Origin of the sequence: Cystobacter fuscus DSM 2262 (assembly GCF_000335475.2) — a bacterium.
GTDB lineage: Bacteria > Myxococcota > Myxococcia > Myxococcales > Myxococcaceae > Cystobacter > Cystobacter fuscus.
Genome location: NZ_ANAH02000014.1, coordinates 374,103 through 398,763 on the forward strand (window position 1 = coordinate 374,103; position 24,661 = coordinate 398,763).

A 24,661-nucleotide genomic window follows, 5' to 3' on the forward strand; every position below is an offset into this window, starting at 1 on the left:
CGGAATAGGCGGGACTGGTCGGCCATCGGGGCCATGAACAATTTCACCACATGATGCCCAAGCGACTGGACGGTGTGGGGTTCGGGGGACGGGGAGCGCGGTGGGTGGTGGGTGCGGTGGTGGCGATGGTGCTGTTCGCGGGAACGGCCCAGGCCCGGGCCGTGGGGGGCGTGCGCCTGCCGGACGCCATCTCGCTCCAAGGCAAGAAACTGCTGTTGGATCACATCGAGCTCAAGAAGCTGCTCTTCTTCGAGCTCTACGTCTGGGGGCTGTACCTGGAGCAGACGCCGGGCTCCACCCGGGAGGCCATCTCCTTCCAGGGACCCAAGCAGTTGCAGCTGCACTTCAAGCGCAGCATCCCGCGTGACGAACTGGCGAACGCCTTCCGGGGCTTCCTGTCCCACAGCAGAGTGATGGGCTCGGCGGACATGAAGCGGCAGTCGGAGCAGTTGGTGCAGTCGCTGCGCGCCGTGAACTCGGGGGACTCGCTCCTCATCACCTATCTGCCGGACCAGGGGCTGCGGGTGTCGGGCGAGGGCTCCCAGGGCGCGATGATTCCGGGCAAGGCCTTCGCCGACGCGCTCTTCGACGCCTGGCTCCAGGAGAACCCCATCTACGACCGCGACTGAGCGCCGCCAGGGCGTCCACGCGCGGGGATGGGTGAGGCCGTCGGGTAGGGGGATCCAAGGGGGGATGGGAGGTCAACCAGACAAGTTGATTCCATCCATCTGTTTTCAGAAGTAGTGTCCCCCGGGAATGGACGACCTCGATACGCTGAAGCGCAACCTGGGGGCGGCCCTCCTGGCGGCCCGGGAGAAGGCGGGACTGACCCAGGCGGATGTGTCCTCTCAAGTAGGGATCGCCACGGCGATCTATGGCCGGATCGAGCGCGGGCAGATGCTGCCCAGCGTGCCCACGCTCCATCGGTTGTGCTCGACGCTGCACCTGTCGGCGAGCGAACTGCTGGGGCTGGGCGCCGGTTGGCCGGAGCAGGAGGCCAGCGCGCGGGAGCAGGACGCGGAGCTGTCCGCGGAACTGCTCCACCTCGCCACGCTCCTGCGCCAGTTGTCTCCGAGCGAGCTGCGCTGCCTGGCGGCGCTCGCCTCGGACATCTGGCGCACGCGGGGCCCGGGCAAGCGCCGCTCACCACCAGGGGATTGAAGCGGACACCTCCGCGGATTCCCCGCGCCCGGGCGCCACGCTTGCGCGTATCGTCCCCGGCCATGGTTCTGAAAATCGTCCAGGCCGGAGAACCGGTCCTGCGCCAGCGTGCGCGAGACCTCACCCCCGAGGAGATGACGAGCCCCGCCACGCGGCAGCTCATCTCCCTCATGCGCGACACCATGCGGGACGCGCCGGGGGTGGGACTGGCGGCCCCTCAGGTGGGGGTGGACGTGCGGCTGGTGGTCATCGAGGATCGAGCGGAGTACATGGCGGGCCTGCCCGCCGCGGAGCTGGCCGCGCGTGAGCGCGAGCCCGTGGACTTCCATGTCCTCATCAACCCGCGGCTCACCGTGGAGGACGCGACGCCGGCCGAGTTCCAGGAGGGGTGCCTGAGCGTCTCGGGCTTCCTCGCCCTGGTGCGTCGTGCACGCGGCGTGCGGGTGGAGGCCTTCGACGAGCAGGGCCAGCCCTTCTCCCGCTCCGCCCGCGGCTGGTACGCCCGCATCCTTCAGCACGAGGTGGATCACCTGGACGGCACGCTGTACATCGACCGGATGGAGCCGCGCAGCTTCAGCACCCTGGACAACCACCGGCGGCACTGGGCCTCGCGTCAGGTGGCGGACATCCGCCAGGCTCTGGGTCTGACGCCCTGAAGGCGTGCTTCGGCAAGAGGTGAGTTCGCGCCTGCGTGCCCCACTCCACAATCGGGCGCTAAAAGTACACAGGTTGGGTTGTCCAGACTCACTTGAAGGACAATTTTTTCCTCATTGACGACTTTCCCCTCCGGAGGGGTGTGCGATGAGGTCTGCGTTCAAGTGGGTGGTGTGTCTCTTGCTGTGCGTGGTGGGCCCGGCGATGGCGGGCGAGGCCCCGCCGCCCGAGTCTGGGGACGTGTCCTCCCCGGACGCGCTCCTGGACGTCGAGGGCCTCTCGGAGAGCCTCACCGCGGGCAGGTTGCTGGAGGCCTCACGGCGGGTGGTGGATGAGGGGATCGCCGAGTACAGCTACACCGTGCAGGTGGGCCCTGGCGCCTACGACGTCATCACCGTCCACCGCGTGGTGACGGAGCTGCTTCCGGGCATCCCCCGGATTGGCCAGAAGCCCGTCTTCCTGGTGCATGGAGACCTCTGGGGCTTCCGGGGTGCCTTCCTGCCGAGTGTGGAGAGTTCCGCGGTGCCGCGCGAGAAGTCCTTCGCCCTGTACCTGGCGCGCCAGGGAAGGGACGTGTGGGGGGTTGATCTGCGCTGGGTGCACGTCCCCGCGACCACCACCGACTTCACCTTCATGCAGAACTGGAACCTGGAGACGCACCTGCAGGACGTGCGCGCCGGATTGCTCCTGGCCAACCAGGTGCGCACGCTGGGCAGCTCGAGCGTGACGCCCATGCCGCTGCTGGGCTGGAGCCGGGGCGCCACCATCGGGTACGCGCTGCTCAACGCGGAGGCGAAGTCGCCGGCGAATCAGCACCTGGTGAGCGCCTTCGTCCCCGTGGACATGGCCTATGTGTTCGACAAGACGGACGCGGTCCAGAGTGAGATCTCCAGGGCCGCGTGTGATGGGTACACCATGCTCTCCGCGCTCCAGCAGTCGGGCGTCTACGTGGAGGGCAGTGGCCAGACGGTCCAGGGACTGGGCGTGCTCGCCATCACCGCGCCCCAGGCGCCCTCGCCGCTCCTGATGGGACTCACCAACCGGGAGGCCGCGCTGCTGGCGGGCTCCGCCACCTACATGTTGCAGGGCGTTCCCCTCTTCGACTGGTACCACTTCACCGGCGGCCTCTTCTCGGGCACGACGCCCACGGGCCTCACCTGGACGAACGAGCGCTTCTTCTTCGACGTGATGCGGCAGGCCTCGCCCTTCCAGAGCAGCGGAGAGCAGGTGGAGACGCTGGCGCTGTGGTGCGGCTCGCCGACCCAGCCCTACAACGACCGGCTGAACAAGGTGAAGGTGCCGGTGTTGTACGTGGGCGCCGCCGGGGGCGTGGGCGAGCTCGGCCTCGCGACCCTGAAGCAGCTCGGCACCAAGGACAAGGATCTCTTCTCCCTGATCGTGCGGCGCCTGGCGGACAGCGACCGCGCGCGGGACTTCGGCCACGCGGATCTGTTCCTCGCCTCCGATGCGGACCAGCTGGTGTGGTCGCACATCGCGAACTGGCTCGCGCACCACTGAGGAGGGGGGCGCCCCTCACAGCGAGGCCGAGGCCCGTCCCAGGCCCTCGGCCACGGAGGTGAAGGCATCCCGGGTGCGCACGCGCTCCTCGCCGAAGCGCTGGGTGTAGAGCCGGCGCACCGAGGGAATTTGCGAGGAGCCCCCCGTGAGGAACACCGCGTCCACCTCGCCCGCCCCCACGCAGCGCGCGAGCAGTCCCTCGGTCACCTCGCTCAGCTCGCGCAGGAGCGGCTCGCACGCCGTCTCGAAGTCCGCGCGGGTGATGCGCTCGTGCAGCTGGATGCGCGCCTCCTCGAAGTCCAGCGTGGTCTCCTCCTCGGAGGACAGTCGCACCTTGACGGCCTCGATGGCGCGGAAGAGCCGGTAGCCCAGGTTGTCCATGACGAGATCGTAGAGGGCCGCGGCCTCGGCGGGCTTGTCGCTGGACTCCTGCATCAGCTCCAGCAGCTCCTGGGTGGACTTCTCGCGGATGAAGGACATCTCGTGCCAGGACAAGAGCTTGGCCATGACGTGCTGGGGCACGGGCAGCCGCTTGTCGCTGAAGCCCCGCACGCGGTAGGTGGAGCCGGCGCCAAAGCGCGGCAGGAGCGAGTGGCGCATGATCTCCGCGTCGAAGCGGTCACCACCAATGCGCACACCGGTGGAGCCCACCACGTCCGCGCGCCGGTCCGGATTGCCCCGGCGCGAGGGCCCCAGCCGCATGAGCGTCAGGTCCGTGGTGCCCGCGCCGAAGTCCGCCACCAGCACGAGCTCGTCGCGGGTGAGCTGCGCCTCGTAGGAGAGCGCGGCGGCGATGGGCTCGATGAGGAATTGAATCTGGGTGAAGCCGGCGCTCTCCGCGGCGCGGCGCAGGCGCTGCTCGGCGAGCGTGTCCGCGGCGGCGTCGGTGGAGAAGAGGGCGGGGCGGCCGAGCACCACGGACTCGGGGGCGGTGCCGCCGGTGTGGGGGGCGGCGGCCTCGCGCACGCGGCGCAAGAGCAGCGCCACCAGGTCCTCGATGAGCCAGGTGCGCCCGCGAATCTGCGTGGCGCGGAAGGAGGCGCTGTGCAGGAAGGACTTCACGGACTGGATGAAGCGGCCCGAGGGGTCCTCCAGGTAGCGGGAGATGGCGGGGGCTCCCGTGTACGCGTCGCGCTCGTCCTCGGGGAAGAAGATCACGGAGCGGTAGAGGCGCGGGTCGCTGTAGCCGGGGGAGACGGGGAGCACCGTTCCGTCCGGGAGGGCGAGCGCCGTGTTGCTGGTTCCGAAGTCGAGTCCACAGGCGGGCATGGGGCCGCCTCCTCTACGTGCAAATGACGCGGATGGGTAGCGCCGAGTACCGCTCACTCCAGCAGCGCACACAGCGTGTGCGTGCGCTTCTCGTCATGCCAGTCCCCGAGCTGCCTTCCCGCCTGGGCGGCATGCCGGGCACGCTCCGCGCGCGCGCCCCTGAGCAACGTGCGTGCCGCGGCGCGCTGGGCCGCGGAGCCATGGAGGGCGAAGTGCTGGAGCAGGTGCAGCCTCACGTCCGCGTCATGCAACTCCCCCAGTGACTCCTGCAAGGGCGCGAGCGCCTTGACCAGGGGCTTCACCTGGCGGCCCAGGGCGGGGACGAAGAGCTCGGCCTCGTAGCGCAGCTTCTTCACGCCCTTGCGCAGCGCATGCGCCAGGGCGGGGGTCAGGTCCTTCGCGCGGTTCTCCATGAGGGATTCCAACTGGCGCAGGCGGTGGCTCAGCTCCTGGCGCACGCGCCGCCCCCCGTACTTGCCCGGGCCCTTGAGCCGCCGCGTCTCCCGCTCGAGCGCGGGGACGGTCTGGTCCGCCCAGCGCACCAGCGCGCGCCGCAGCCGCCGTTCCTTGTCGGGCAGAGGGGACATCAGGCGCGCGTGCATCGCCTGGAAGCCGGCGCGTCTCGAGGACTCGCCCGTCTGGGCCACCTCTTCCAGCCAGGACCCCTGGACGTGGAGATCCCTCACCTCGCCGAGCGCGTCCTGGAGCCGCTTCACCTCGCGCTCGCGCGCCTTCAGGTCCCCGAGGTCGCGGAACGCCTCGAGCACCGCGCGCAGCCTGCGGGTGGCCACCCGCAGGTCGTGGACGCGCTTCGGGGTGAACTTCCGGGTGAGGGCGGCTTCCGCCCGGCGCGCGTCGGCCAGACGCGAGGTGAGCAGGTGCCGGGCGGCCTTGGTTCGCCGGCTCTCACGGTCCAGCCCAGGGGAAGGAGAGGAAGGGGACATGGGGGCGTATCAGAAGACCGCCCCCGTCCACCGTGCAAGCCCCGCCTCATGTCGGGCGGGGCCGCTCATGGAGAAGACAACGAGAAGACAACTCAGGCGTTGGGCGAGGAGCTGGTCTCCTCGCGGATGGCGGAGGGCCCGGTCTCCTCGCGGGCGATGTTGGCCGAGCCATACAGGTGGCTCTCGAGGAACCACAGGTCCTCCTCCACCGTGCCGAGCACCTGCGTGAGCAGATCCGCGGTGACCGGATCATTGAGCTCGTCGCAGCGCTGGATGCCCTCGCGGATGGTGGCCGCGTAGCGCGACACCCGGTCGACGACGACGCGGACATGGTCATCCCCGTTCACGGCGCTCAGGTCGTACTCCTCCAGCTCGCTGTTCTTGATGGCCAGCCGGATGGTGCCCTCCGCGTAGCCGCCCAGGGCCCCGGCGCGCTCGGCGAACTTATCGGCGTGCTCGCGCACGTGGTCGGCCACCTTGTCGAAGAGCAGATGGCGGCTGATGAAGTGGTTGCCGCGGATGTTCCAGTGCGCTTGCTTGACCTGCCAGTGCAGGTCCACAGCCGTCGCCAGGCAGGTGTTGAGCAGATCGATCAGCTCGGAGCGGGCCTCGCGCGGCAGGTTGATGTGGCTGGGAAACTTGGTGGTCATGAACTAGCCCCTGGTCGAGTGTTTCCGGAGGGAAAGCCCGCCGGTTCGCTTCAGAGCCACAGGGTGGGGATGGCGGCGGCGGGCGCCAAGCGGGGGTCCGACCACGGTTGGCTCGGCAGGGGGGCGGGCGGGCGGGCGGATGGAAGTGTCAGGGAGGCGAGGCGCTCGCCAGCACCTCGATGGCCGCGGAGATGACCCCGGGGTGGGTGATCATCGTCGGGTGGAAGGGGACGTGGAAGACGCGCTCATGCGTGCCGGGCAGGCGCGCGTTCTCCGCGGGGAAGATGACGCCATCCAGGGGGGTCCAGAAGCAGAAGACCTCGGTGTCGCCGAAGGGCTTCTCGCGCCGGTTCAGCTCGAGCAGGAAGGGACTGTCGGGCCGCATCTGCACCAGGGCTGGATCCCTGCGCAGGTACGCGAGCCAGGTTCCCTGGTGCGGCCCGGAGATGGACACGAAGCGGCGCACGTGGGGCTGCCCACCCAGTGACTGCATCCAGTAGCGCGTGGACAGGGCGCCCTGGCTGAAGGCCACCACATCGACGCGCTCGGCGTGGGTGCGTCGGCGCAGCGCCTCGGCGGCGCGGCCCACCTGGTAGGCGATGGCCTCGATGGGGAGCTGGCCATTGTTGGGGTGGAGGTCCACGGCGTGGAGCCGGTCCCGGGGCCAGCCCGCGGCCACGAAGGTGTCGAGCATGGGGTTGAGCCGGTTCGCGTTGTCATCCGTGCCGGGGACGAAGAGCACGGGCACGGGCTCGCTCGAGGCGCGCACCGCGGGCAGGGTGGCGCAGCCGGTGAGCGTGGCGAGCAGCAGTCCCACGAACACCCCGCGCGGGTGACGGGGATCGGCAAGTGGTCGGGAGGGCGTCATACGGGGTTCTCCGGGCCGGGATGGAGCCTCCAGGCAGGCGAGGGCTCATCATGCATGCAGTCCATCCTCCCTCACACCCGTACGTATGTTGAAGCCACGCGGGGTCTGGTCGGATGCAACCCCGGTGAGGAGACGGTCATGTCCAAGAAGCACCTCCTGGGTCTGCTCATGCTCGTGCAGGTGTCGGGTGTCCTGGGCTGTGCCACGGTGGTTCGCGAGAGCACCAAGGGGGCCCTGGATGCGATCCGCCAGCAGAAGGAAGAGGTCGACCAGGAGCAGGAGGACTCCCTCACGCGGGGCACGGCGGGACAGATGACCCGGGGCGCGTTGGACGCGCTCATCACCGGCGAGCCCCCGCCCAAGGCACAGCAAGTCGAGGAGAACCCCGGCAGTGTGGCCTCGGGTGGAGGCGCGGCGGGTGGAGGCGGGGGCGGAACAGCGGCTCCTTCTGGCGGAGCGGCGGCTTCCACGGGAACGGGCGGCTCGGGCCTCGGGTCACGGGGGCCCGTGTCCGTGTTGTCCGCGCAACTCGCCCGGGGGCTCAGCGCGGAACTCGAGCGCCAGCTCGGAGCGGATGGTTCGGGGCCCCTGGCGCGGAGCATGTCGGCGGCGGCCGGCCAGGTGGCCGCCTCGGTGATTCAGCAGTCCAAGGACGAGTTCGGCCCCATCTTCCCCGAGTGCGAGGGGCTCGACGGGGATGCGGCCCGGGGGTGCAGGGAAGCGCGGGTGTCCCAGCTCAGCGAGTCCGTTGGTGGAGGACTCGTCCGGGGCATGTTCAAGGCCGCTCAACCCGTGCTGCTCATCGTCGCCTTCGGGGGTGGACTGCTGGTGGGGCTGCTCGTCTTCCTGGCCCTGTCCGTGGCGCGCATCCACCGGGAGTCGGGAGGCGGCGCGGGCGTGTTGCGGCAGCGGCGCTCCGTCTGACTCACGTCTGCAGGAGGATGAAGTCCACCACGGTGCGCCACAGGCGCTCGAAATGGAGCCGGCGGAAGCCCGAGCCCGAGATGAGCCAGTCCACATGGGGCGGCCGGTGCGCGGGCTGGTCGAAGTGGCCGATGGCGTCCAGGTGATCCGCGCGCACGGCCGCCAGCACCCGGCCGTAGACCTGCGAGCGCGTGGGGACGATGCCATCACACGCCTGGGGACCCGGCAGGGCCCCGTAGGCCTCCACCAGCGCCGCGGTCTGCGCGGGCGTGGGCGGCGCAATGGCGGTGAGGGGCATGCGCTGGGTACGCCCGTACAGGAAGGCATAGACGGTGTGGGTGATCTGCGCGTAGGGGTCCAACCCCGCGCCCAGCCGCGTGCGCAGCGAGGGAGGCCGGGCCTGGGTGATGACGGAGCCGTAGCGCACCCCGGGCCGGTCCTGGCAGCTCGCGTTGAACAGGTCGATGCCCTCGGGCGTGAGCTGGGGGACCAGCGACGCGTCATTGCCCACGTCCCCGAGGAAGCGCACCAGCTCCTCGCGGCGCTCGGCGGAGAAGTCGCCCAGGAGCTGCTCGAAGAGCTGATCCAACAGGGTGGGGCGGAAGCCGAGCTGCTCGTCCCACCGGGTGATGAGGCTGCCGAAGCGGAAGGCCACGCTCAAGGGCAGCCGGCCGAAGCGCAACACGTACACGGTGAAGAGCGACAGCAGTTGCAGCAGCTTCTGGCCGAAGAGCCCGAGGAAGAAGGACGCGAGCGGCGTGCCCGCGTGGGGCGTGGACAGCGTCACCACCGTGCGCACCCGGCGGGCGAAGCGCTCCACGTCCATGTCATCGCCCAGGAGCACTCCGGGGCTGACGAAGAGCCGGGCATCGAGCCCTCCGGTGGAGTGGCCGACGAGGTGGATGGGGCAGTCGTCGTCCTTCACATGGGCTTCGATGGACTTGAGCAGGTCCCCCGCCCGCGTGCGGATGGAGCCGGTAGGGTGGGTGAGCACCTGCACCACCTCGACGTCCACGCCCCGGGCCTTCATCTCCGCGACGAAGTAGTCGCGCACGTGCCCGAAGTACAGCAGCTCTCCCAGGTTGGCGAAGCCGAAGAAGCCGGGAACCAAGAGGATGTAGTGCTTCGTCGCCATTCCGCCCAACCTTCAGGGGTCCGGGCCCTCAACTCAAGTCCCATGTGCATGCTCCCTTGCTCTGGTTGACGTCTGGGGCCTCCCAGGCCTGGAACACTCACCGTGAAATGGTGGGGCCGTGCTCCTGGTCAACCTCGTGGGTCGGGCCGGAATCCATCACGCGCGACACCCACCGGGCCGCTGGACCCCTCGAGGACCAGGAAACCCTCGGGGATGAGGCTCGTGGCGAGCATGACCTCGTTGATGTCGCGGTGCTCGGTCCAGGAGCGCACGGCCTGGTGCTCGGGAGCGAGCCAGAACGAGACGAGTTCGGAGCCGAGCGCGGCGAAGCTCCTCAGGCGTTGGAGGGGCCTCCCGCCCACGGCCGGCTGAATCCATCCGATGGACGACAGCCCGATCGCGAGCCCGAGCTCCCGGAACGCGAGACGCCGGGACGCGGGCTGACTCCCTTCGCCGTACAGCGGATACAGGGACAGTCCTTCCAGGGCGGCGGCGAGCAGGCGCTCGAGGAGCGCGCCATCCCGGAAGGCCTCGCTTGCCCCGAGCTGCGCGACGCGGCCGGCATCCGAGAGGAGTCCACCGAGCCCGAGCGGGTCGACCGTCCGCACATCCGTGACGCGCAGCAGCGCGGCGAAGTCTTCAACGGCCCGCCGCGGCTCGGGCCCCACCGCCGCGCCCGGGAGCAAGGCGCTCGTGGCCTCGAGCTGCACGCAGGTGATGAGCCCATCCAGCGGGTCGTGCTGCCCCATGGACGAGACGAGGGGCCGGGACAGGTCCGTGCTCATCTTCCAGACCATCCGGCGGCGTCCGGGCGGGCCGCGGGTGAAGGCGGCATGGGCAACCTCGGCGAGCTCCCTTGCCCAGAGATTGAAGCGCGGGTCGCCGGTCGCGCGCGAAACCTGGTCGAGCGCGTGCATCCACTTCGTGAGGTAGTGGAAGTACTGGCCATCCCGGTCCCACTCCAGCTCGTCGTCGGGAGGCTCGTCCGGCTGGCGCTCGGGGAGGGTCTTTCCGATGCGCAGGCCTCCTCGCGTGGGATGCGCCTCGCCCTCCCGCTCGTCCAGGCCACTGAGCCACCCGACGCGTGCGTCGTCCGCCCGGTAGCGACCGAGGACATGATGCACTTCATCCACGAGGTGGCGAGCGAGCTCCAGGTAGCGCGAGTCACCCGTCAGTCGTGCGAGCTCGAGGAAATTGCAGACAGCGAAGGCGTCCGTCCACAGATAGCGCCGCGAGGAGCGCCGGGAGCCGACCAGGCCGGTGCGCTCGGCGAAGTCCGTCATGAGACGGCTCGCGTGGGGGATGCCGTATGCCGCCGTGTCCATGTCGTGCGCCTCCCGTGACTCGAGATTGTGCACCTCCGTCTGGCCTCGGCACCCAGGGCGCTCCGCCGAGGAGGCCGCTGCTCGCCCCTCAGCGGCACCCACTCTCCCCCTCCTCTCGGGTTGACGTCCCGGCCCTCCCAGGCAAGAACCGAGCTCCTCTTCCACCCCCTCGACAGTCGGGAACACCCACCGTGAAACGTCTGCTCGTCCTTGGCTCGTTGTTGGCCCTCCCCGCCGCCGCGGAGGAAGGCATGTGGACCTATGATGCCTTTCCCCGGGAGGCGGTGAAGGCCGCCCACGGCTTCGAGCCTTCCCAGGACTGGCTCGACCGGGTGCGGCTGTCCTCGGTGCGGCTGGCGGGCGGATGCTCCGCGAGCTTCGTGTCGCCCGAGGGCCTGGTGATGACCAATCACCACTGCATCCGCTCGTGCGTGGAGGACCTGTCCTCGCCCAAGCGCGACTACCTCGCCACGGGGTTCTTCGCCAGGGAGCCCAAGGACGAGCTGCGCTGCCCCAAGGTGGAGGCCAACCAGCTCGTGGAGATGACGGACGTCACCGCGCGCCTCCAGGGCGCGACGAAGGGTCTGGAGGGCGCGGCCTTCAACACCGCGCTCAACGCGGAGATGTCGCGCATCGAGGGCGAGTGCGCCACCGGGCCCGAGTGGCGCTGTGACGTGGTGACGCTGTTCCACGGGGGGCGCTACCAGCTCTACAAGTACCGCCGCTTCCAGGACGTGCGCCTGGTCTTCGCGCCCGAGTTCTCCATGGCCGCTTTCGGTGGGGACGCGGACAACTTCAACTTCCCCCGCTACGGCTTCGACGCGGCCTTCCTGCGTGTGTGGGACACCACGGGCCAGCCGTTGAAGACAGACACCTATCTGCCCTGGGCGAAGGAGGGGGCGAAGGAGGGAGACCTGGTCTTCGTCTCCGGCCACCCGGGCGGCACCGAGCGCCAGAGCACCGTGGCGGAGCTGGAGTTCCAGCGCGAGGTGGCGCTGCCGTACACGCTCCTGCACCTGGCCGAGATGCGGGGCATGCTGCGCGAGTACGCCTCGGGTTCGCCCGAGCGCTGGCGTACGACCCGGGCGAAGCTGCGCTCCGTGGAGAACAGCCTGAAGGCGCTGCGCGGCCGGCATCAGGCCCTGGCCGAGCCCTCGCTGCTCGCGGGCAAGCGTCAGGCGGAGGCGGATCTGCGCGCGAAGGTGAACGCGGCGCCGGCGCTCAAGGCCACCACGGCGGGCGCCTGGGACGCCATGGCGCGTGCGCTGGAGTCCTACCGGCCCCTGCTCGCGAGCTACCGGCTGAAGGAGGCGGGAGACGGCTTTCCCTCGGAGCTGTTCACCCTGGCCCGGCAGCTCGTGCGCGCGGCGGACGAGCTGCCCAAGCCCAACGCCGAGCGGCTGCGCGAGTACACCGACGGCCAGCTTCCCGGCCTGCGCCAGCAACTGCTGCGCGAGGCGCCCATCACCCCGGAGCTGGAGGAGCGGCTGCTCACCTTCGGCTTCAACAAGCTGCGCGAGACGCTCGGGGCGGATGACGCGTTCGTGCGTGAGGTGCTCGGCCGCGAGGCGCCGGAGGACCTGGCGCGCGCGCTGGTGAAGGGCACGCGGCTGTTCGACGTGAAGGAGCGCAAGCGGCTGTTCGAGGGCGGCGCGGCGGCGGTCGCGGCGTCGAAGGATCCGATGATCCTCCTGGCGCGCCGGGTGGATGGCCTGTCGCGCGAGGTGCGCACGCGCTACGAGGACTCGGTGGAGTCGGTGCTCAAGAAGAATGGCGAGCTGCTCGCGAAGGCGCGGCTGGCGGTCTACGGCACCACGGGCTACCCGGATGCCACCTTCACCCTGCGCCTGAGCTACGGCATGGTGAAGGGCTGGCGGGAAGACACGAAGACCGTGGCGCCGTTGACGACGTTCGCGGGAGCCTATGCGCGTCACACGGGCAAGGAGCCCTTCCGGCTGCCGGACACGTGGCTCAAGGCCAGGGGCAAGGTGCCCGACGACACGCCCCTGGACGTGGCCACCACCAACGACATCATCGGCGGCAACTCGGGCTCTCCCCTGGTGGATCGCGAGGGCCGGGTGGTGGGGCTCATCTTCGACGGCAACCTGCCATCGCTCGGCGGCCGGTACGCCTACGTGCCGGAGACCAACCGCGCGGTGGGCGTCCATGGCGAGGGCCTGCTGCGCGCGCTCGAGCACGTCTACGGAGCCGGGCGGCTCGTGAAGGAGCTGCGCGAGCACCAGCGCTGAGTTCCTGGGGGAAGGCGCGGCCTTCCACCGGTCTTGCCACTGGAGAGGTCCGGCGGGATCCTGGCGCCCTTTCCCGCCTGCCTTGAAGGCCGAAGGTTCGTGGCGGCGTTGGAGGCCCTGGAGGAGGGCAACCCGGCGCGGGCTGCGACCCTCCTCCGCATCCTGCTCTCGTAGGCCTCGACCCCACAAGCGAGCCAGGCGCCTGCCGCGCACCTCATGGGAGGGTGGCCTGGGCCGGCGTGTACCCCAAGGGGCAACGCGGCTTCTTCACCCGCCTGGCTCACTGCTCGGGCGGGCCCCCGTCAGCGGCCCTCCTCGCCACCTCCGCTCCAGGCCGCCTCCTCTCAACAGGGCTCCTATCCGTCCTATACTTGGCCCTTCCTGCTCGTGCGGCTCAATGACTGGGTGCGCCCGGTGCGCGAGGCCGCGCTCCAGGCCGCGACGGCGGCGCTCCCCGGAGTGCCCCTGAACCTGCTGGTGCGGCACTTCCCCTTGGTGGAAGCACTGCGCCAGTTCAAGCGCGCGAACCACGCGCCCTTCGTGGAACGGGTGATGGCACGGTTGCGCCAGCCGGACGCGCTGGCCTGGCTGGCGTCGCACCTGGGCACCTTGGTGGGCCGCTCGCGGCGGATGGCCTTCCGGCTGGTGCTGGAGGGCTCCGAGGCCCTGGCGCGGCCCCTGGTCGAATCGACCCGGACCCGGCGGTGCGAGGGCTCTCGGCGGGGCGTGTGGAGGCGTTCTTCTCCGGCGAGGAGCTCTTGCGGCTGCTGGCGCGGATGGAGCGCTCCCGGTCCATGGTGGTGCGGCGCGAGGCGTACGTCACCTATGTGCGACGGGTCCCGCGCTCGGAGAGGCGAAGGTTCGCGAGGCCCTGCTGGACCCGCACCGGTCCATCCGTGACTACGCGCAGCGCCGGCTCTCTGGCACGGTGGATGTCGCCGAGCTGTACCGGGTCGCGCTGTGCGCGAGCGACCCAAGGTCCGGAGCGCTCGCCGGGTTGGGGGAGACGGGCCGCGCCTCGGACGCGTCGCTGCTGGTGCCCTTCCTCTCCCACCCGCGTGTGGCGATGCGGCGCGAGGCCGTCACGGCCCTGGGCAGGTTGGGCGCTGAAGGCCACGAGGAGACACTGAGCGCGCTCTCGAGGGATCCGGTCTCGAGCGTTGCGCGAGCCGCGGCCCAGGCCCTGGCCCGGGGCCCATTCCAAGGCGCCCAACTCCCGAAGTAAGAGGCGCACCATTTCGAGACGGGAACCCCCGCGCTCGTGCTGGTGCCCGACGCCTCGGACCTCATTCCTGGGCCGTCTCCTCACTCAGCTCGGCCCTTGGGGGAGGATGATTCCCGCCAAGGGGAGAATTATTTGACGCTGGGCAGACGGCTCGGTTGCTCTCCGGGCGAGATGAAAAGAATTTCGTGCGAAACCTCTGTCGCTCTGGTTTGAATCACAATACATAAAACAGGGTCGGCATGCGCGGTCATCATCATTTGTCAGTGTCACGAGTGCTTGAGTCGCATCATCCAATCTGACGGTAGAACCATCAGGAACAGGAGCCGGAGTTCGAGGTTTGGACTTCGCTCGGGTGTGTTGAGAACAAGCGACAAACGGAGGAGTCCATGAAGAAGCGTCTCTGTGTTGCGTGTGTGTCCGTGCTCGGAACGGTCCTTGCCATGGGTTGTGGTGGTCCCGAGCAGATCAACGGCTCTATCGAGAGTGGTGCGCAGCCCTCGTCCACCGCTCCGGATGAGCCCGGACACGAGGGGGAAGACACGAGTCCTGGCAGCACCCCTTCCGAGGCCGTTGGAGACTCTCACCAGGGAGGGGAGGTCCAACAGCTCAACACATGGACCTCATACTGCACGGCACACGTGTATGACCCTCCTGGCGCATCGTCGCTTCCAAATAAGACGGTTTATTGCCAGATGCAAGGAGGTCCTGCGTTGGAGTTCGGCTACACCGGGCCTGTCGACGGGGTCATGGGAGCCAATAGCTGGAAAGGCGTGCAGCTCTTTCTCGCACGGTATTATGGCTACACGGGCCCGGCGGATGGTGTTCCTGGGCAGAACACCTACAAGGCCATGCAGCGGGCAGCAAGAGATGAGGGGTACACCGGGCCTATCGACGGAGTCATGGGACCGAATAGCTGGAAAGGTTGGCAGATTCTTCTTCGGCACAGGTATTTCGGAGTCTGAGTCGAAGCCGGCCGACACGCGCGTCCCCCTGGCCGTCGCAAGGCCCAGGCCCCTGACCGCGACGGGTGAGTTGCGCGCCATCGGCGTCGCCGTGGGCGTGCTCGCCACTGCGCGCGGCGAGGGCTTGCGCTGGGGTGGTCCATGCCATGGCGGGTTTCCCTCCCGTCACGACGGCGAGGGGGACGTCTGGAAAGGGGCCCGCGCGCTGGATGAGCTCGACGGTGCGTGAAACGTGTTCCGTCTCTCCGAGTTCATCCTTTCCGAGGAGCGCATCGAGCGTGCGCTGGGCAAGCCGTTGGAAGCCGCCTTGATGTCTGGCCATGACACTGATGTCTTCGGGCGCGGTGGCATCGAGCAGCACCACGCCTGACTACGCCGGCCAGTTGAATGTTCCTATATTTTATATCCACAATGCTTGAACCAGCTAGCGATGTCCTCGAGGGTGGTGAGAGCCATGGCCTCAGCGATGGCATGATCAAGTTCCCGCGGGGTACGCGCGGCCATGCTCCTGAGCAGTTCTTTGAACTTGTTCCAAAGCGCGCCCACATTATCCATCACGACGATATCGCCCGGGTTGAGCCTGGGCACGAGCATGGACTCGACAAACGCCTCGAAGACATCGGCTGTGGTGGCTCCTTCGATGGTCATCAGCGCCCGGATGCCGTCCAGGGCCATGGCGCCCAGTACGGTGGTGACGACACCCCGGTTTCTGGGGACATGTTCCACCACTCGCACCCCCGGAGGGGCTCGTGCGTGAGTACGCGTCATGCTGATGTGGCAGCCGGTTTCGTCGAGGAAGACGAGCCTATGGGGGTCGAGCAGCAGAACCAGCAGGAGGAAGACACGTCGCAGGAACTGGACCCAAGGGGAGCGCTGCTCCGAGGCTACGAGTGACTTTTTTTCAGCCCCAGTCCTTGACGCCGCAGGGCTCGCATGACCGCGGAGCGGCTGGTGTGGACCTGGGTGCGAGCGACCAGCGCTTCGAAATGCTCCTGCACCGTGGCATCGGGCCGCATGCGTACCTGGTGCTGGAGCGTCTCCAGGACTTCTCCTTGGATGGGCGAGAAGTGGCCCCCGCCCCTCGGTCGAGGCTTGAGGCTTCCCGTCTCTGCCTCGAGTTTCAGCCAATGAGCGAGTGTTTTTTCGCTGACACTAAACTCGGCAGCCACCTCCTCTAGTGTTCTGCCACCACGCTTGTATGCTGCAACGGCTCGCTCACGTAGGTCCATCGAATAGGGCCGTGGCATGATTCCTCCTCCAGCCCTGATAGAGCAAGTTTGACCGGAACATTCAACTGGCCGGCGTAGTCAGAGCTGCCGCAGTCCCAGCCGGAGATCGTCACGCTCGTGCGCATCAACTGATTCCGGCCCCCCGAGCCGCGCGTTGACGCGGCTCGGGCGCTCTCCCGGCCTGCTCGAGGAGAGCGAGGCAGGTGTCTACGTCTCGAAGTGACGCCTCTACTTCAAGTACCAGCGCTGCGCCTCGCCACCATTCCAGCCCCACTGAACCAGCTTGTAGCCGTTGGTGGTGGCATTTGAACTGTCCAGAACGCCGCCGGTCGCCTTGTTCCAGATCTTGTAGCTGCCGTCTGCTTGCACATCCACCCACCAGCGCTGGTTGTCATTGCGGTTGGGGAACCACTGGATCAGCTGTGTGTCATTCGCCGTGTTGCCCGCCGGTACATCCAGCGCCTTGAAGCTGGAGAGGCTGACGATGTTCCAGGAGGAATCGTCATTTTGCGTGAAGAGCCATTTCTGATTCTGGCCGTAGTTCAGGCCCCACTGAATGATCCCGGCCCCATCGCCATTCTTCCCCCCATTGTCAATGGCCAGGCCAGTCGGCTTGCTGACGATGGCGTGGATTCCGCCAATCGCGTTGGGCTTGGCGACGGGAGTGTACTGCAGCCACGCCACGGCGCTGTCGTGCTTGGGGGTCTTGAGGGTGTTGTCGCTGGGCGTCTTCTGGGCCCAAGCGTTCCAGGTGAGGTTGTAGTCGGTGCGGCGGTTGTTCCAGATGGCGTCTGCATTCTGGACCATCCACGGGTAGTAGTTGTCCCACTGGCGAGTGTCGCGAGCGTAATGTCCGACGGCGCGCGCCACTTCATCGGCCCAGGTGTCCAGATCAGTCCTGTTGGTGGTGATGATGCCATTCGTCGTCAGGTTGTTCCTGACGTAGTCGATCGCCTTCTTGGCGTCGTTGTAGTACCGGGCGTTGCCGGTCGTCAGATACAGCAGATGGGCGTAGTCGGCGAACGTACCCTGGTTGTAAGCCTGTGCGTCCTTGATGAGGCGGCCGTCTGGATACACAGCGGTGTAGACCTGGCCGCTGTTGGCATCATACAGATGGCTGGTCACCCAATCATAGATCTGGGTCGCACGATCCAGGTACCAGCGGTCATACGTGCTTTGATACAGCAGCACCGCCACTTTTCCCAGGCTGTCGTTGGAAAGAGGCTCTTTGCGGGGGTCGTTACCGCTATAGGGTTGCTCCTCCCAGATGCCTCCGCCGTTGTACTGCGTGTTCCAGCCACGGGCCCAGGCCATGTCGAAACCAGACTTGGCCGCGTTCAGGAACTCGGTGTTCCCCGTGATCTGGTAACCGCGAACCAACGCCAACGCGAACCAGCCGATGTCGTCGTTCCAGCCGTTCCAGGACCAGTTCGGGGGGTAATTGACCAGAAAGGTCTTGCACAGGTCGTTGATGAGCGCCTTCTGGTCAGGGCGTCCCGTGCGCTCGTAGGCATCCTCGGCAACCTGGATGTCCAGGGCGGCGAGAAAGGTTTCGTCATACCTGCCATCGTTGATGGACTTCTTGTAGAAGGTCTGGCCTCCGGACTTGACCAGGAAGGCCCGGTTGTACCCATCGAAAGAGGCATCCGCCCTGTCGTTGCCGGCCAGAGCCGGGACGCTGGCCGCCATCAACACGGTCGCCGTGAACTTCTTCAAATGCCGCATGCGGATTGAACCCATGTGTCCTCCAATCTTCGCACCAACGTACAACTCCACACCCAACAGCACAGTCATGAGGGGCGGACTTCTCGAGGGAACCTCCAGAAGATCACGCGAGCACAGCGGATAGAACCTGGTGACTACTTATTCCTGGTAAACAAGTTTTGCGCTTATTACTTGATAAACGAGTCTAGGTCAAGCGCGGGAGCTGCCACGTCCCCATTGCCAGCACGAGCAGCAGCCGCGCGGCTTCTCCACCACCTGGCGCACTGCTTGGGCGGCCCCCGTCAGCGGCCCTCCTCGGCCCCTCCGCTCCAGCCCTCACCCTCAACACGGCCTCTCTTCCGCCTATGCGCCTGAATCCCATAGGTGTTTCGAACTGGACTGACCAGGGTGACGGGATATGAAATCTGGTGCAGCCACTGCCTCTGTCCAAGCCCAGAGCACCTGCGTTTCGAAGACATCCTGCTGTACATCCGGTCGGGAAGGTCCATGCGTATCGGCATCCAAGGAATCTTTCAAAAGCCTGTTCGCGCATGGGGTGGCTTGCTGCGGATCCTCGCGGTATGGCTCGCATTCTTCGTGGCGACCTGGGCCAGCCGAGGGGCAGGTGGCGGTTATGTCGCCCTGGGGTGCGCGAGCGTGCTGGCCGGTGCGCTGTGGTGGCGCGGGTGGCGGCAGCGGTCGCGTGGCGCAAGCGTCAAGCGCGCCGTGGCGATGCTGCTGGCGCTGGCGCCCTTGGGATACCTGATGATCCCGCTGGCGCCGTCCGTGCTGCCTTCCTTGCCGGCGGACGTGACGGTGCAGCTTTGGCCGACCGGGCCAGATCGCAAGGTGGCGGTCTATCGGTATCCGCCCGCAGATGCTGCTTCCGCCAACGGACTGGCGCTGGTGTTCGTGCACGGCGGGCCCGGCGCCTACGTGCGCGACTTCGATCGCCGCTTCTTCGCGGAATTCGCCCGCGACGGTTTCGACGTGGTGCTCTACGACCAATTCGGCGCCGGCCGATCGCCCCTGGGCCATGCGCGCACCTACACGCACCAGAACAACGTCAACGATCTCGTGGCGGTGCTCGAGCGCGTCAACAAGCCCGTGGTGCTGGTGGGGCAATCGTATGGCGCGACGTTGGTCACCTCCGCGCTGATGCGGGCCGAGGTGCGCGATCGCGTGAAGTACGTCGTGTTGACCGAGCCCGGCAAGATTCCCGGAGCGGCGTTCTCCTCCAGCCCCATGATGGCGGACAAGACCACGCGCGCGCCGGATGGTGCGCGGCCGCCCAGCGCCGCGGTGCTGGCCAGGCTCATGGCGCCGCGCGCGTTGCTGGCCTTGGCGCTGCCGGCGGATCAGCGCTATGTGTCGCAGGAAGAGTTCATCAACCATTACACGCCGGACGTGCAACGTGCGTTGGTCGCCAACGCGTTCTGCAAGGGCGATACCGGGCTGCTCGAGGCATTCGAGCCGGAGCGATTCAACCTGTTGGCCAATTTCCGCATCAGCCGGGAGGCGCAGGGGAGCCCGACGCCCGACCTCACGGGGATGTCCTCTTCCGTGTTGTTGCTGCTCGGCGAATGCAGCTATATCCCGCGCGGCCGGGCGATGGAGTACTTCGATGTCTACCGGATCGCCCGCAGTCACCTGATTCCGGGTGTGGGACATATCCCCTGGGGCAACGAGCGTGGGCAACGCCTGACACGCGAGGCGATCGTGCGCTTCGTGGCGCAGCAGCCGGGTCCGCTGCCCGATGAGCCGACGGCATCCGATCGGAACGCCTTTGTGTCGGCAGGGCGATAGGGACGCATTGACCGCGGCCACCCCAGCGGCTCAACCCGGCCGGAGCGAGGCGTGCACAGGATGCGGGTGATGTCGTGCTGCTCAAGTTGGTTGAGATGAAAACGCCACCTGCGACGAGCTGCCGCGGGTGGCATTCTCAAATCCTCGAGCTCCTCCCTTCGAGAGCAACCAAGGGCTCGTCGTGTTTCGGGATCTCCACCAAATCAGTAGCACCCACCGCACCAAGCCACGCGCGGCGGCAGGACCGGGCTCCCCGCGCGCGATGGCGCGGGGAGCGGACCCGTCCTCACGGCTGAGTGCCGTACACCTGGAACTCCCACAGCGAGTAGCCGTAGCCGGTCAGCGCGCGCTGGGTGCCGTTCATGCGCACGTAGCGGCCGGTGCCAGACACGGTGAGGTCGTCGGTGCCGCCGTCACCGGTGGTGGTGGAGTTGCGACTGTTGGAGAAAAGAGGGGCCCTGCCCGCGCAAGGGCCCGAGGACGCGCTGCAGGCGTACCAGGCGCATTCCCTGCAGCAGCGACTGCGCTGGACGGAGGTGGACGTGCGGCCTCCTCCCCGAAAGCAGCCCCGGTGCACCTTCCTGGAGGGCTTCTCCCTGCACGCCAATACGCACCTGCATGCCAACGACAGGCAGGGACTGGAGCGGCCAGGCCGCTACGGGGCACGCGGTGCGCTGGCGCTGGAACGTTTGTCACGAGCGGAGGACGGCCGCATCACCTACCGCATGAGGCGCCCGCTGCCGGACGGCACCACGCACCTGCTCTTCACCGGGCTGGAGTTGCTGCGTCGCCTGGCATCCCTGGTGCCTCCGCCTCGGGCAAACCTCACGAGGTTTCACGGCGTCTTCGCTCCAGGCGCCAAACTGCGGCCATTTCTGCTCCCTCAAGCAGGTGTGGAGGAGGCGAGCGCGAGGCTTGAGGTAGCGGCCAGGAAGGAACCGATGAAGGAGAAGACGCCGCGAGTGGACTTTCGCAGAGTGGCTCAAGAGGACGTTCGACTTCGACGTGTTCGTCTGCGTGAGGTGGGGAGGCAGGCGGCGGGTGCTGGCGTACGTGAACGAGGCGGGAGGGGTGCGAGCGATTCTGGAGCACCTGGGCCTGGCCACGGCAGGTGCGAGGCTGGCCCCGGCGCACGGGCCCCTCCAAGCCGCGTGGTGTTGAAGCTCAAGCCGCCAGCGCCAACAGAGCCAGGCCCCTGCCGCGCACCGCATGGGAGGGCGGCCTGGGCCGGCGTGTACCCCAAGGGGCAGCGCGGCTTCTCCACCCGCCTGGCTCACTGCTCGGGCGGGCCCCCGTCAGCGGCCCTCCTCGCCACCTCCGCTCCAGGCCGCCTCCTCTCAACAGGGCTCCTGTCCGTCCTATACTTTTTGCGTGCAACCCGAGGAGATGGACCGGCTGCCGAGGGGGCGCTGGGAAGGCGTCAAGCCTGCCACGAGGGAGCCTGGTCGGGATGGGCGAAGAGCGGGCGCGTCGCGGAAGAAGAGGCCCACTCGGAGTGGAAACTCTCCGAGTGGGGAGGCGATGACGTCACCCGCCATGCGGGCCGCGAAGAAGGCGTCGTCGCCCGAGCCGAGCGCCGCGGACTTGACGCCGTCGAGGAATCCGAGCTTCGTCTCCTGGCTGGCGCCGTTCTCGAGGAAGGTGTTGAGGTCGTCGTTGCTGATGGCGTTGATCGAGAGGCGTTCCCTTACAAGGGAACGCCTCTCGGTCAAGTCGTTAATTCAACCAGGTTATTGTCGGCACTGCTTCTACCCCGCTGGCGTAGTAGAAGTTCAGCACGCTGAAGAAGTCGATCGGTTTGCCCGTGTTCAAGTCATAAATCAGAATCTGATCTCCCCAGTTCGTCAAGTCGTCCGAATCCAGCCATCTCGGCGTTGTCTTGCCAATCGTATCGACGAACGAACTGTAATACTGAACCGGAGGACCCGAGCGGAATGACGATTGATGGTGCATGAAACCCGTGCCCTCATTGAGGTAGATCAGGATCGCATTGGTTGAGCTTGCATAGCTGGAAGTGTAGCTGACGGGCGCGGAAACATTGAGTATTTTGGCTGAATAGATGGAGTGGGTGCGGCTTTCGTAGTTTCCGTCCCAGGGAAAGTAGAATTCTCTTTTCCAATCGAGGTGCGCATTGGTTCCTCCAACCGTAACGACGTAGGACCCATTCGCGTAGATGTCGCCATTGGGATACCCCAGTACCGCCTGCAGATAGGAACCGGAGAGGGAGCGGATGCTCGACGCGCCTCGAGGATTGGCGGCATTCAACTTGATCGTATAGGTGTTCCCCAACGCACCGGCCGAATAGACTCTAAGCGCCCAATCGCCGGCCGGAAGCCCGTTGTTCGCGACGGGGCTGCCGGCGTACCCGCCGACCGAAGTCGGGTATGCGGTTGCCGTCGTCCAATCGATTTCATACAATTCTACAATGTAGTCCGGGTTGCTTGACGATATTTGGAAAAGGATCGTTCTATCCGCCGGGACGCTGAAGAACCAGAAATCGTCCGGCTCCGCGGCTGTCAACGAATCACCACCATTGAATCTGTCGCCGGTCACATCGAAAAGCAAGCTTGCCGAAAACGGGGGCCGGGTTACCGAGATGCCCGCGTTGGCATTCCCTCGCGGAGTTTCCGAGGCAAACGCAATGTCTCCTTCTGCGCCAGCAGGCGTCTCCACGCTGAGCCGTTTCAACGACAGGCCGCCAGATTTCACGGTGGGTTCCGCACCCGCCTGCGCGCTGTAGAGAAAAAACAATACTGAATAAGGGGCGATGATTGTCCGAAGTCTGTTTTCTTTTCTCATGATGAGCCTCCCTGGTTTGTGATTGGGTTGATTGAGCAGTATTCATGCGCGGGGCAGGACCGTCGTGGGCTCCTCGCTCTGGGGCTGGACGGGGGGATGACCAACTCCCGTGGCCCATTGGGATATCGAGAAGACGCGTCGCCCGGTGAGGGCCTCGTGCAACGCGAGACCGAGCGCGAAGAGATTCGCGCGCCCGTCGAAGGGCTCGCCCCGGGCCTGCTCTGGAGCCAGGTAACCCAGCTTGCCGCAGACGCGGTCCGCCTGGGTGAGGCGGACGTGGATGGCCGCGCGGGCCACTCCGAAGTCCCCCAGCTTCACTTCACCGATGCGCGACAAGAGGATGTTGGGCGGCTTGACGTCTCGGTGGACGAGGTTGAGCGGGAGACCCTCGCGGGAGGTGCGCCGATGGACGTAGTCGAGTGCCTCGCCGAGCTCGGTCCCGATGTAGGCCACCACGGTGGGTGGAAGGGGCCGGTGGCTCTTGAGCAACTCCCGCAGGGACAGTCCTTCGATGTGTTCCATCACCATGAAGTAGGTGTCCTGGAACCGGCCCACGTCAAGCTCCTGGACGATGTTGGAGTGGTTGAGGAGCGAGCCCGGCTCCGCCTCGCGGCGGAACAGCGTCACGAAGTCCTCGTCCTGGGCGTAGTCCCCAGCCCGCCGCGCCTCGCCCCAGCCCCAAGAAGGTGTCAGACGATTCGTAGGAGACGAGATGTCGGAACGAGTCCTTTGACACCCTCGACGGCGAGTTCGAGTTGCAGGTGGCGCACATCGAGCCGCGGCTCCAGGGCGTGGACCTGGTGGATGGGGGCGCGACGATGGCGGCGCACCTGCTCGCAGACTCGGTGGGGGGGCCCTACCTCCGCGTCTGGCGGGCGCGGTGCATCACGGTGGGGCGGGGACCACGGCGGCGTCGGTGCGTGCCGGTATTCCCCAGTTGGTGGTGCCCACGCGGTGGACCAGTTCATGTTCGGCCACCACGTCCACGAGCAGGGCTATGCTCGCCTACCCCTACCGCAGTAGTGCTAGAGTCACGCCCTCACCTTCGTGACTTACCTTTGCATACACCCATGAAAAAGACTCTTGCCTCACTTCTTGTTCTTTCTGCCGTTGTCATCTCCTGCAGTGATGAAGGCTCTGGATCCAAGGACCTGACCTTCAACCTCAAGGGTGCAAAGGCTCTTCTCTATAGCCAGCAGGGCATCAGTTCCGGGCGTTCAAAGGCTGCGGAATCAAACCTTTTCAAGATTGAAGCGAATGGCGATGTCACTCCCGTACTTGAAGGATCGGAAGTGGTGAGTGTCAATGCAATCTCCTGGGGCATGATAGTCACGACTCGTGCCACAGGAACGGATGACCTCCGGACTTTCTATGTAAAGCCTGACAACACCTCCGGCGAACTCCCAGCGGACATCGGGAGATTCATTGGGGAGAACGATAACGGCGATGTTGTATTTGTCACCAGCACGGTGCTTAGAAAGTCGACCTTGACGTTGGAGCCAATACAAACCACGCTCACCCGTCCGCTCGTGGACACCATGTCTGGCAACTTTGTCATTATCAGTGATAGGTCCATTCACCAGATCCTCAACACTGTTGACGGAGTGCGCTACAACGTCATGAGCTGTAACGGACCGCATGTCATGGCTTTGGATGCCACCCACGCGGTGATTGATGATTGCCAACCCAAGACAGTGATCGACATGGCTACCGGCGAGCGCACGGAAGGTGACGTCCTCGCGTTGAACCATGAGGGCGTACGCAGTGAGAACGGAGCCGTGGTGCTTGCTCAGGGGCTGGGAAGCGACTTCAACCTTTTTTATCTCGGTGAAGTTGACGTTCACGGTGGTCTCACGCTTGTCAATGAATACGGATTCCAACCCGGCTCCCCGTGCATGAGTTGCAGCTCGAATTCCGTGCTGCATAAGACCGGTGATTATTTCATCGTGCGCGAGCTCAGCAAGGTAACTGTCGTCAAACGAGGTGAACCCAATCCCGTCTTTATCTTGTCAGGCTATAACGTCACTTCTATTTCGACGAGTGAAAATCGTGTTTACTATCTCGCGGAAGACAGCACGGGTCATCCCATCACCGGTGTTTATGATCTGGTGACCCAGGAGAACAAGGTATTGCAGGACTCAGGACGGTTCACTGAGATCCATGCCATGAATTAGATGCGGGGTGCGGCCCCAGGCCCAGCGGGCCCCGAAGAAGGTGTCAGACGATTCGTGTGCGCCAG

The 24,661-nt window shown here is 66.6% G+C and carries 22 protein-coding genes and 2 pseudogenes; 12 read left to right on the forward strand and 12 right to left on the reverse strand.

The annotated features are described in order from the left end of the window. Positions 1-50: 50 nt before the first annotated feature. The 4 genes from D187_RS25360 (at position 51) to D187_RS25375 (ending at position 3,333) form a co-directional block, all read left to right on the forward strand. Positions 51-629 (forward strand): chalcone isomerase family protein, encoded by a 579-nt coding sequence (locus D187_RS25360; RefSeq protein ID WP_002621841.1) that lies wholly within the window; start codon positions 51-53, stop codon positions 627-629. 127 nt (positions 630-756) lie between these two features. Continuing rightward, entirely contained in the window at positions 757-1,161 is a 405-nt protein-coding gene (locus D187_RS25365) for a helix-turn-helix domain-containing protein (protein ID WP_002621842.1), read from the forward strand. 62 nt (positions 1,162-1,223) lie between these two features. Further along, positions 1,224-1,817: a peptide deformylase gene (gene def / locus D187_RS25370; protein WP_002621843.1), complete on the forward strand. Its 594-nt coding sequence runs from the start codon at positions 1,224-1,226 to the stop codon at positions 1,815-1,817. Positions 1,818-1,962: 145 nt separating this feature from the next. Beyond that, positions 1,963-3,333, forward strand: coding sequence for a hypothetical protein (locus D187_RS25375; RefSeq protein ID WP_002621844.1), 1,371 nt, complete (start codon positions 1,963-1,965; stop codon positions 3,331-3,333). A gap of 15 nt (positions 3,334-3,348) precedes the next feature. On the opposite strand, the gene D187_RS25380 is transcribed toward D187_RS25375, so the two are convergent. The 4 genes from D187_RS25380 to D187_RS25395 all read right to left on the reverse strand — a co-directional run bounded on the left by D187_RS25380 (position 3,349) and on the right by D187_RS25395 (position 7,064). Further along, entirely contained in the window at positions 3,349-4,602 is a 1,254-nt protein-coding gene (locus D187_RS25380; RefSeq protein WP_002621845.1) for an Hsp70 family protein, read from the reverse strand. Positions 4,603-4,655: 53 nt separating this feature from the next. Continuing rightward, positions 4,656-5,546, reverse strand: coding sequence for a CHAD domain-containing protein (locus D187_RS25385; RefSeq protein ID WP_002621846.1), 891 nt, complete (start codon positions 5,544-5,546; stop codon positions 4,656-4,658). Positions 5,547-5,638: 92 nt separating this feature from the next. Further along, positions 5,639-6,196 carry a DNA starvation/stationary phase protection protein Dps gene (gene dps / locus D187_RS25390; RefSeq protein WP_002621847.1) on the reverse strand — a complete coding sequence of 186 codons (558 nt, stop codon included), beginning with the start codon at positions 6,194-6,196 and terminating at the stop codon, positions 5,639-5,641. A gap of 148 nt (positions 6,197-6,344) precedes the next feature. Beyond that, positions 6,345-7,064, reverse strand: coding sequence for a lipase family protein (locus D187_RS25395; protein ID WP_051256519.1), 720 nt, complete (start codon positions 7,062-7,064; stop codon positions 6,345-6,347). A gap of 138 nt (positions 7,065-7,202) precedes the next feature. On the opposite strand from D187_RS25395, the gene D187_RS25400 reads away from it, so the two are divergent. Beyond that, positions 7,203-7,988, forward strand: a complete 786-nt coding sequence (locus tag D187_RS25400) for a hypothetical protein (protein ID WP_002621849.1) — start codon at positions 7,203-7,205, stop codon at positions 7,986-7,988. Between the two features lies 1 nt (position 7,989). Here D187_RS25400 and D187_RS25405 read toward each other — a convergent pair whose 3' ends face one another. Both D187_RS25405 and D187_RS25410 read right to left on the reverse strand, forming a co-directional pair. Then, positions 7,990-9,123, reverse strand: a complete 1,134-nt coding sequence (locus tag D187_RS25405) for an esterase/lipase family protein (protein WP_002621850.1) — start codon at positions 9,121-9,123, stop codon at positions 7,990-7,992. 128 nt (positions 9,124-9,251) lie between these two features. Beyond that, complete coding sequence (locus D187_RS25410) at positions 9,252-10,448, reverse strand: hypothetical protein (RefSeq protein WP_002621851.1); 1,197 nt, start codon at positions 10,446-10,448, stop codon at positions 9,252-9,254. A 251-nt stretch (positions 10,449-10,699) separates the two neighbouring features. On the opposite strand from D187_RS25410, the gene D187_RS25415 reads away from it, so the two are divergent. The 3 genes from D187_RS25415 (at position 10,700) to D187_RS55455 (ending at position 15,254) form a co-directional block, all read left to right on the forward strand. Next, positions 10,700-12,697 carry a S46 family peptidase gene (locus tag D187_RS25415; protein ID WP_081713848.1) on the forward strand — a complete coding sequence of 666 codons (1,998 nt, stop codon included), beginning with the start codon at positions 10,700-10,702 and terminating at the stop codon, positions 12,695-12,697. Positions 12,698-13,625: 928 nt separating this feature from the next. Continuing rightward, the gene (locus D187_RS25420) at positions 13,626-13,922 is read left to right on the forward strand and encodes a HEAT repeat domain-containing protein (protein ID WP_002621855.1); all 297 of its coding nucleotides are present in this window, start codon (positions 13,626-13,628) and stop codon (positions 13,920-13,922) included. 1,194 nt (positions 13,923-15,116) lie between these two features. Next, on the forward strand, positions 15,117-15,254 hold the full coding sequence (locus D187_RS55455; protein WP_002621856.1) for a hypothetical protein: 138 nt from the start codon (positions 15,117-15,119) through the stop codon (positions 15,252-15,254). A 23-nt stretch (positions 15,255-15,277) separates the two neighbouring features. Here D187_RS55455 and D187_RS59275 read toward each other — a convergent pair whose 3' ends face one another. The 3 genes from D187_RS59275 to D187_RS25430 all read right to left on the reverse strand — a co-directional run bounded on the left by D187_RS59275 (position 15,278) and on the right by D187_RS25430 (position 17,907). After that, positions 15,278-15,736 (reverse strand): transposase, encoded by a 459-nt coding sequence (locus D187_RS59275; RefSeq protein WP_368665054.1) that lies wholly within the window; start codon positions 15,734-15,736, stop codon positions 15,278-15,280. A gap of 32 nt (positions 15,737-15,768) precedes the next feature. Continuing rightward, complete coding sequence (locus tag D187_RS59280; protein ID WP_081713851.1) at positions 15,769-16,131, reverse strand: helix-turn-helix domain-containing protein; 363 nt, start codon at positions 16,129-16,131, stop codon at positions 15,769-15,771. Positions 16,132-16,341: 210 nt separating this feature from the next. Continuing rightward, positions 16,342-17,907 carry an RICIN domain-containing protein gene (locus D187_RS25430; protein WP_081713852.1) on the reverse strand — a complete coding sequence of 522 codons (1,566 nt, stop codon included), beginning with the start codon at positions 17,905-17,907 and terminating at the stop codon, positions 16,342-16,344. A 417-nt stretch (positions 17,908-18,324) separates the two neighbouring features. On the opposite strand from D187_RS25430, the gene D187_RS25435 reads away from it, so the two are divergent. Further along, positions 18,325-19,623: an alpha/beta hydrolase gene (locus D187_RS25435; protein WP_081713853.1), complete on the forward strand. Its 1,299-nt coding sequence runs from the start codon at positions 18,325-18,327 to the stop codon at positions 19,621-19,623. 542 nt (positions 19,624-20,165) lie between these two features. Continuing rightward, positions 20,166-20,414, forward strand: a pseudogene (locus tag D187_RS52635) (transposase); the annotation flags it as partial. Between the two features lie 567 nt (positions 20,415-20,981). Here the strand turns inward: D187_RS52635 and D187_RS55460 are convergent. From D187_RS55460 to D187_RS25450, 3 genes are read right to left on the reverse strand one after another with little or no spacing between them, the layout of a single operon-like run. Further along, complete coding sequence (locus tag D187_RS55460; protein WP_002632196.1) at positions 20,982-21,335, reverse strand: hypothetical protein; 354 nt, start codon at positions 21,333-21,335, stop codon at positions 20,982-20,984. 4 nt (positions 21,336-21,339) lie between these two features. Continuing rightward, a complete protein-coding gene (locus D187_RS55465) occupies positions 21,340-22,422 on the reverse strand; it encodes a hypothetical protein (protein WP_155893564.1) in 1,083 nt (360 codons plus the stop codon). Between the two features lie 42 nt (positions 22,423-22,464). Further along, the gene (locus D187_RS25450) at positions 22,465-23,049 is read right to left on the reverse strand and encodes a serine/threonine-protein kinase (protein ID WP_002632198.1); all 585 of its coding nucleotides are present in this window, start codon (positions 23,047-23,049) and stop codon (positions 22,465-22,467) included. Between the two features lie 238 nt (positions 23,050-23,287). Here D187_RS25450 and D187_RS59285 point away from each other — a divergent pair. After that, positions 23,288-23,473: pseudogene (locus D187_RS59285) on the forward strand (nucleotide disphospho-sugar-binding domain-containing protein); the annotation flags it as partial. A gap of 19 nt (positions 23,474-23,492) precedes the next feature. After that, positions 23,493-24,596, forward strand: coding sequence for a hypothetical protein (locus tag D187_RS25455; protein WP_155893565.1), 1,104 nt, complete (start codon positions 23,493-23,495; stop codon positions 24,594-24,596). The last annotated feature ends 65 nt before the right edge of the window (positions 24,597-24,661 follow it).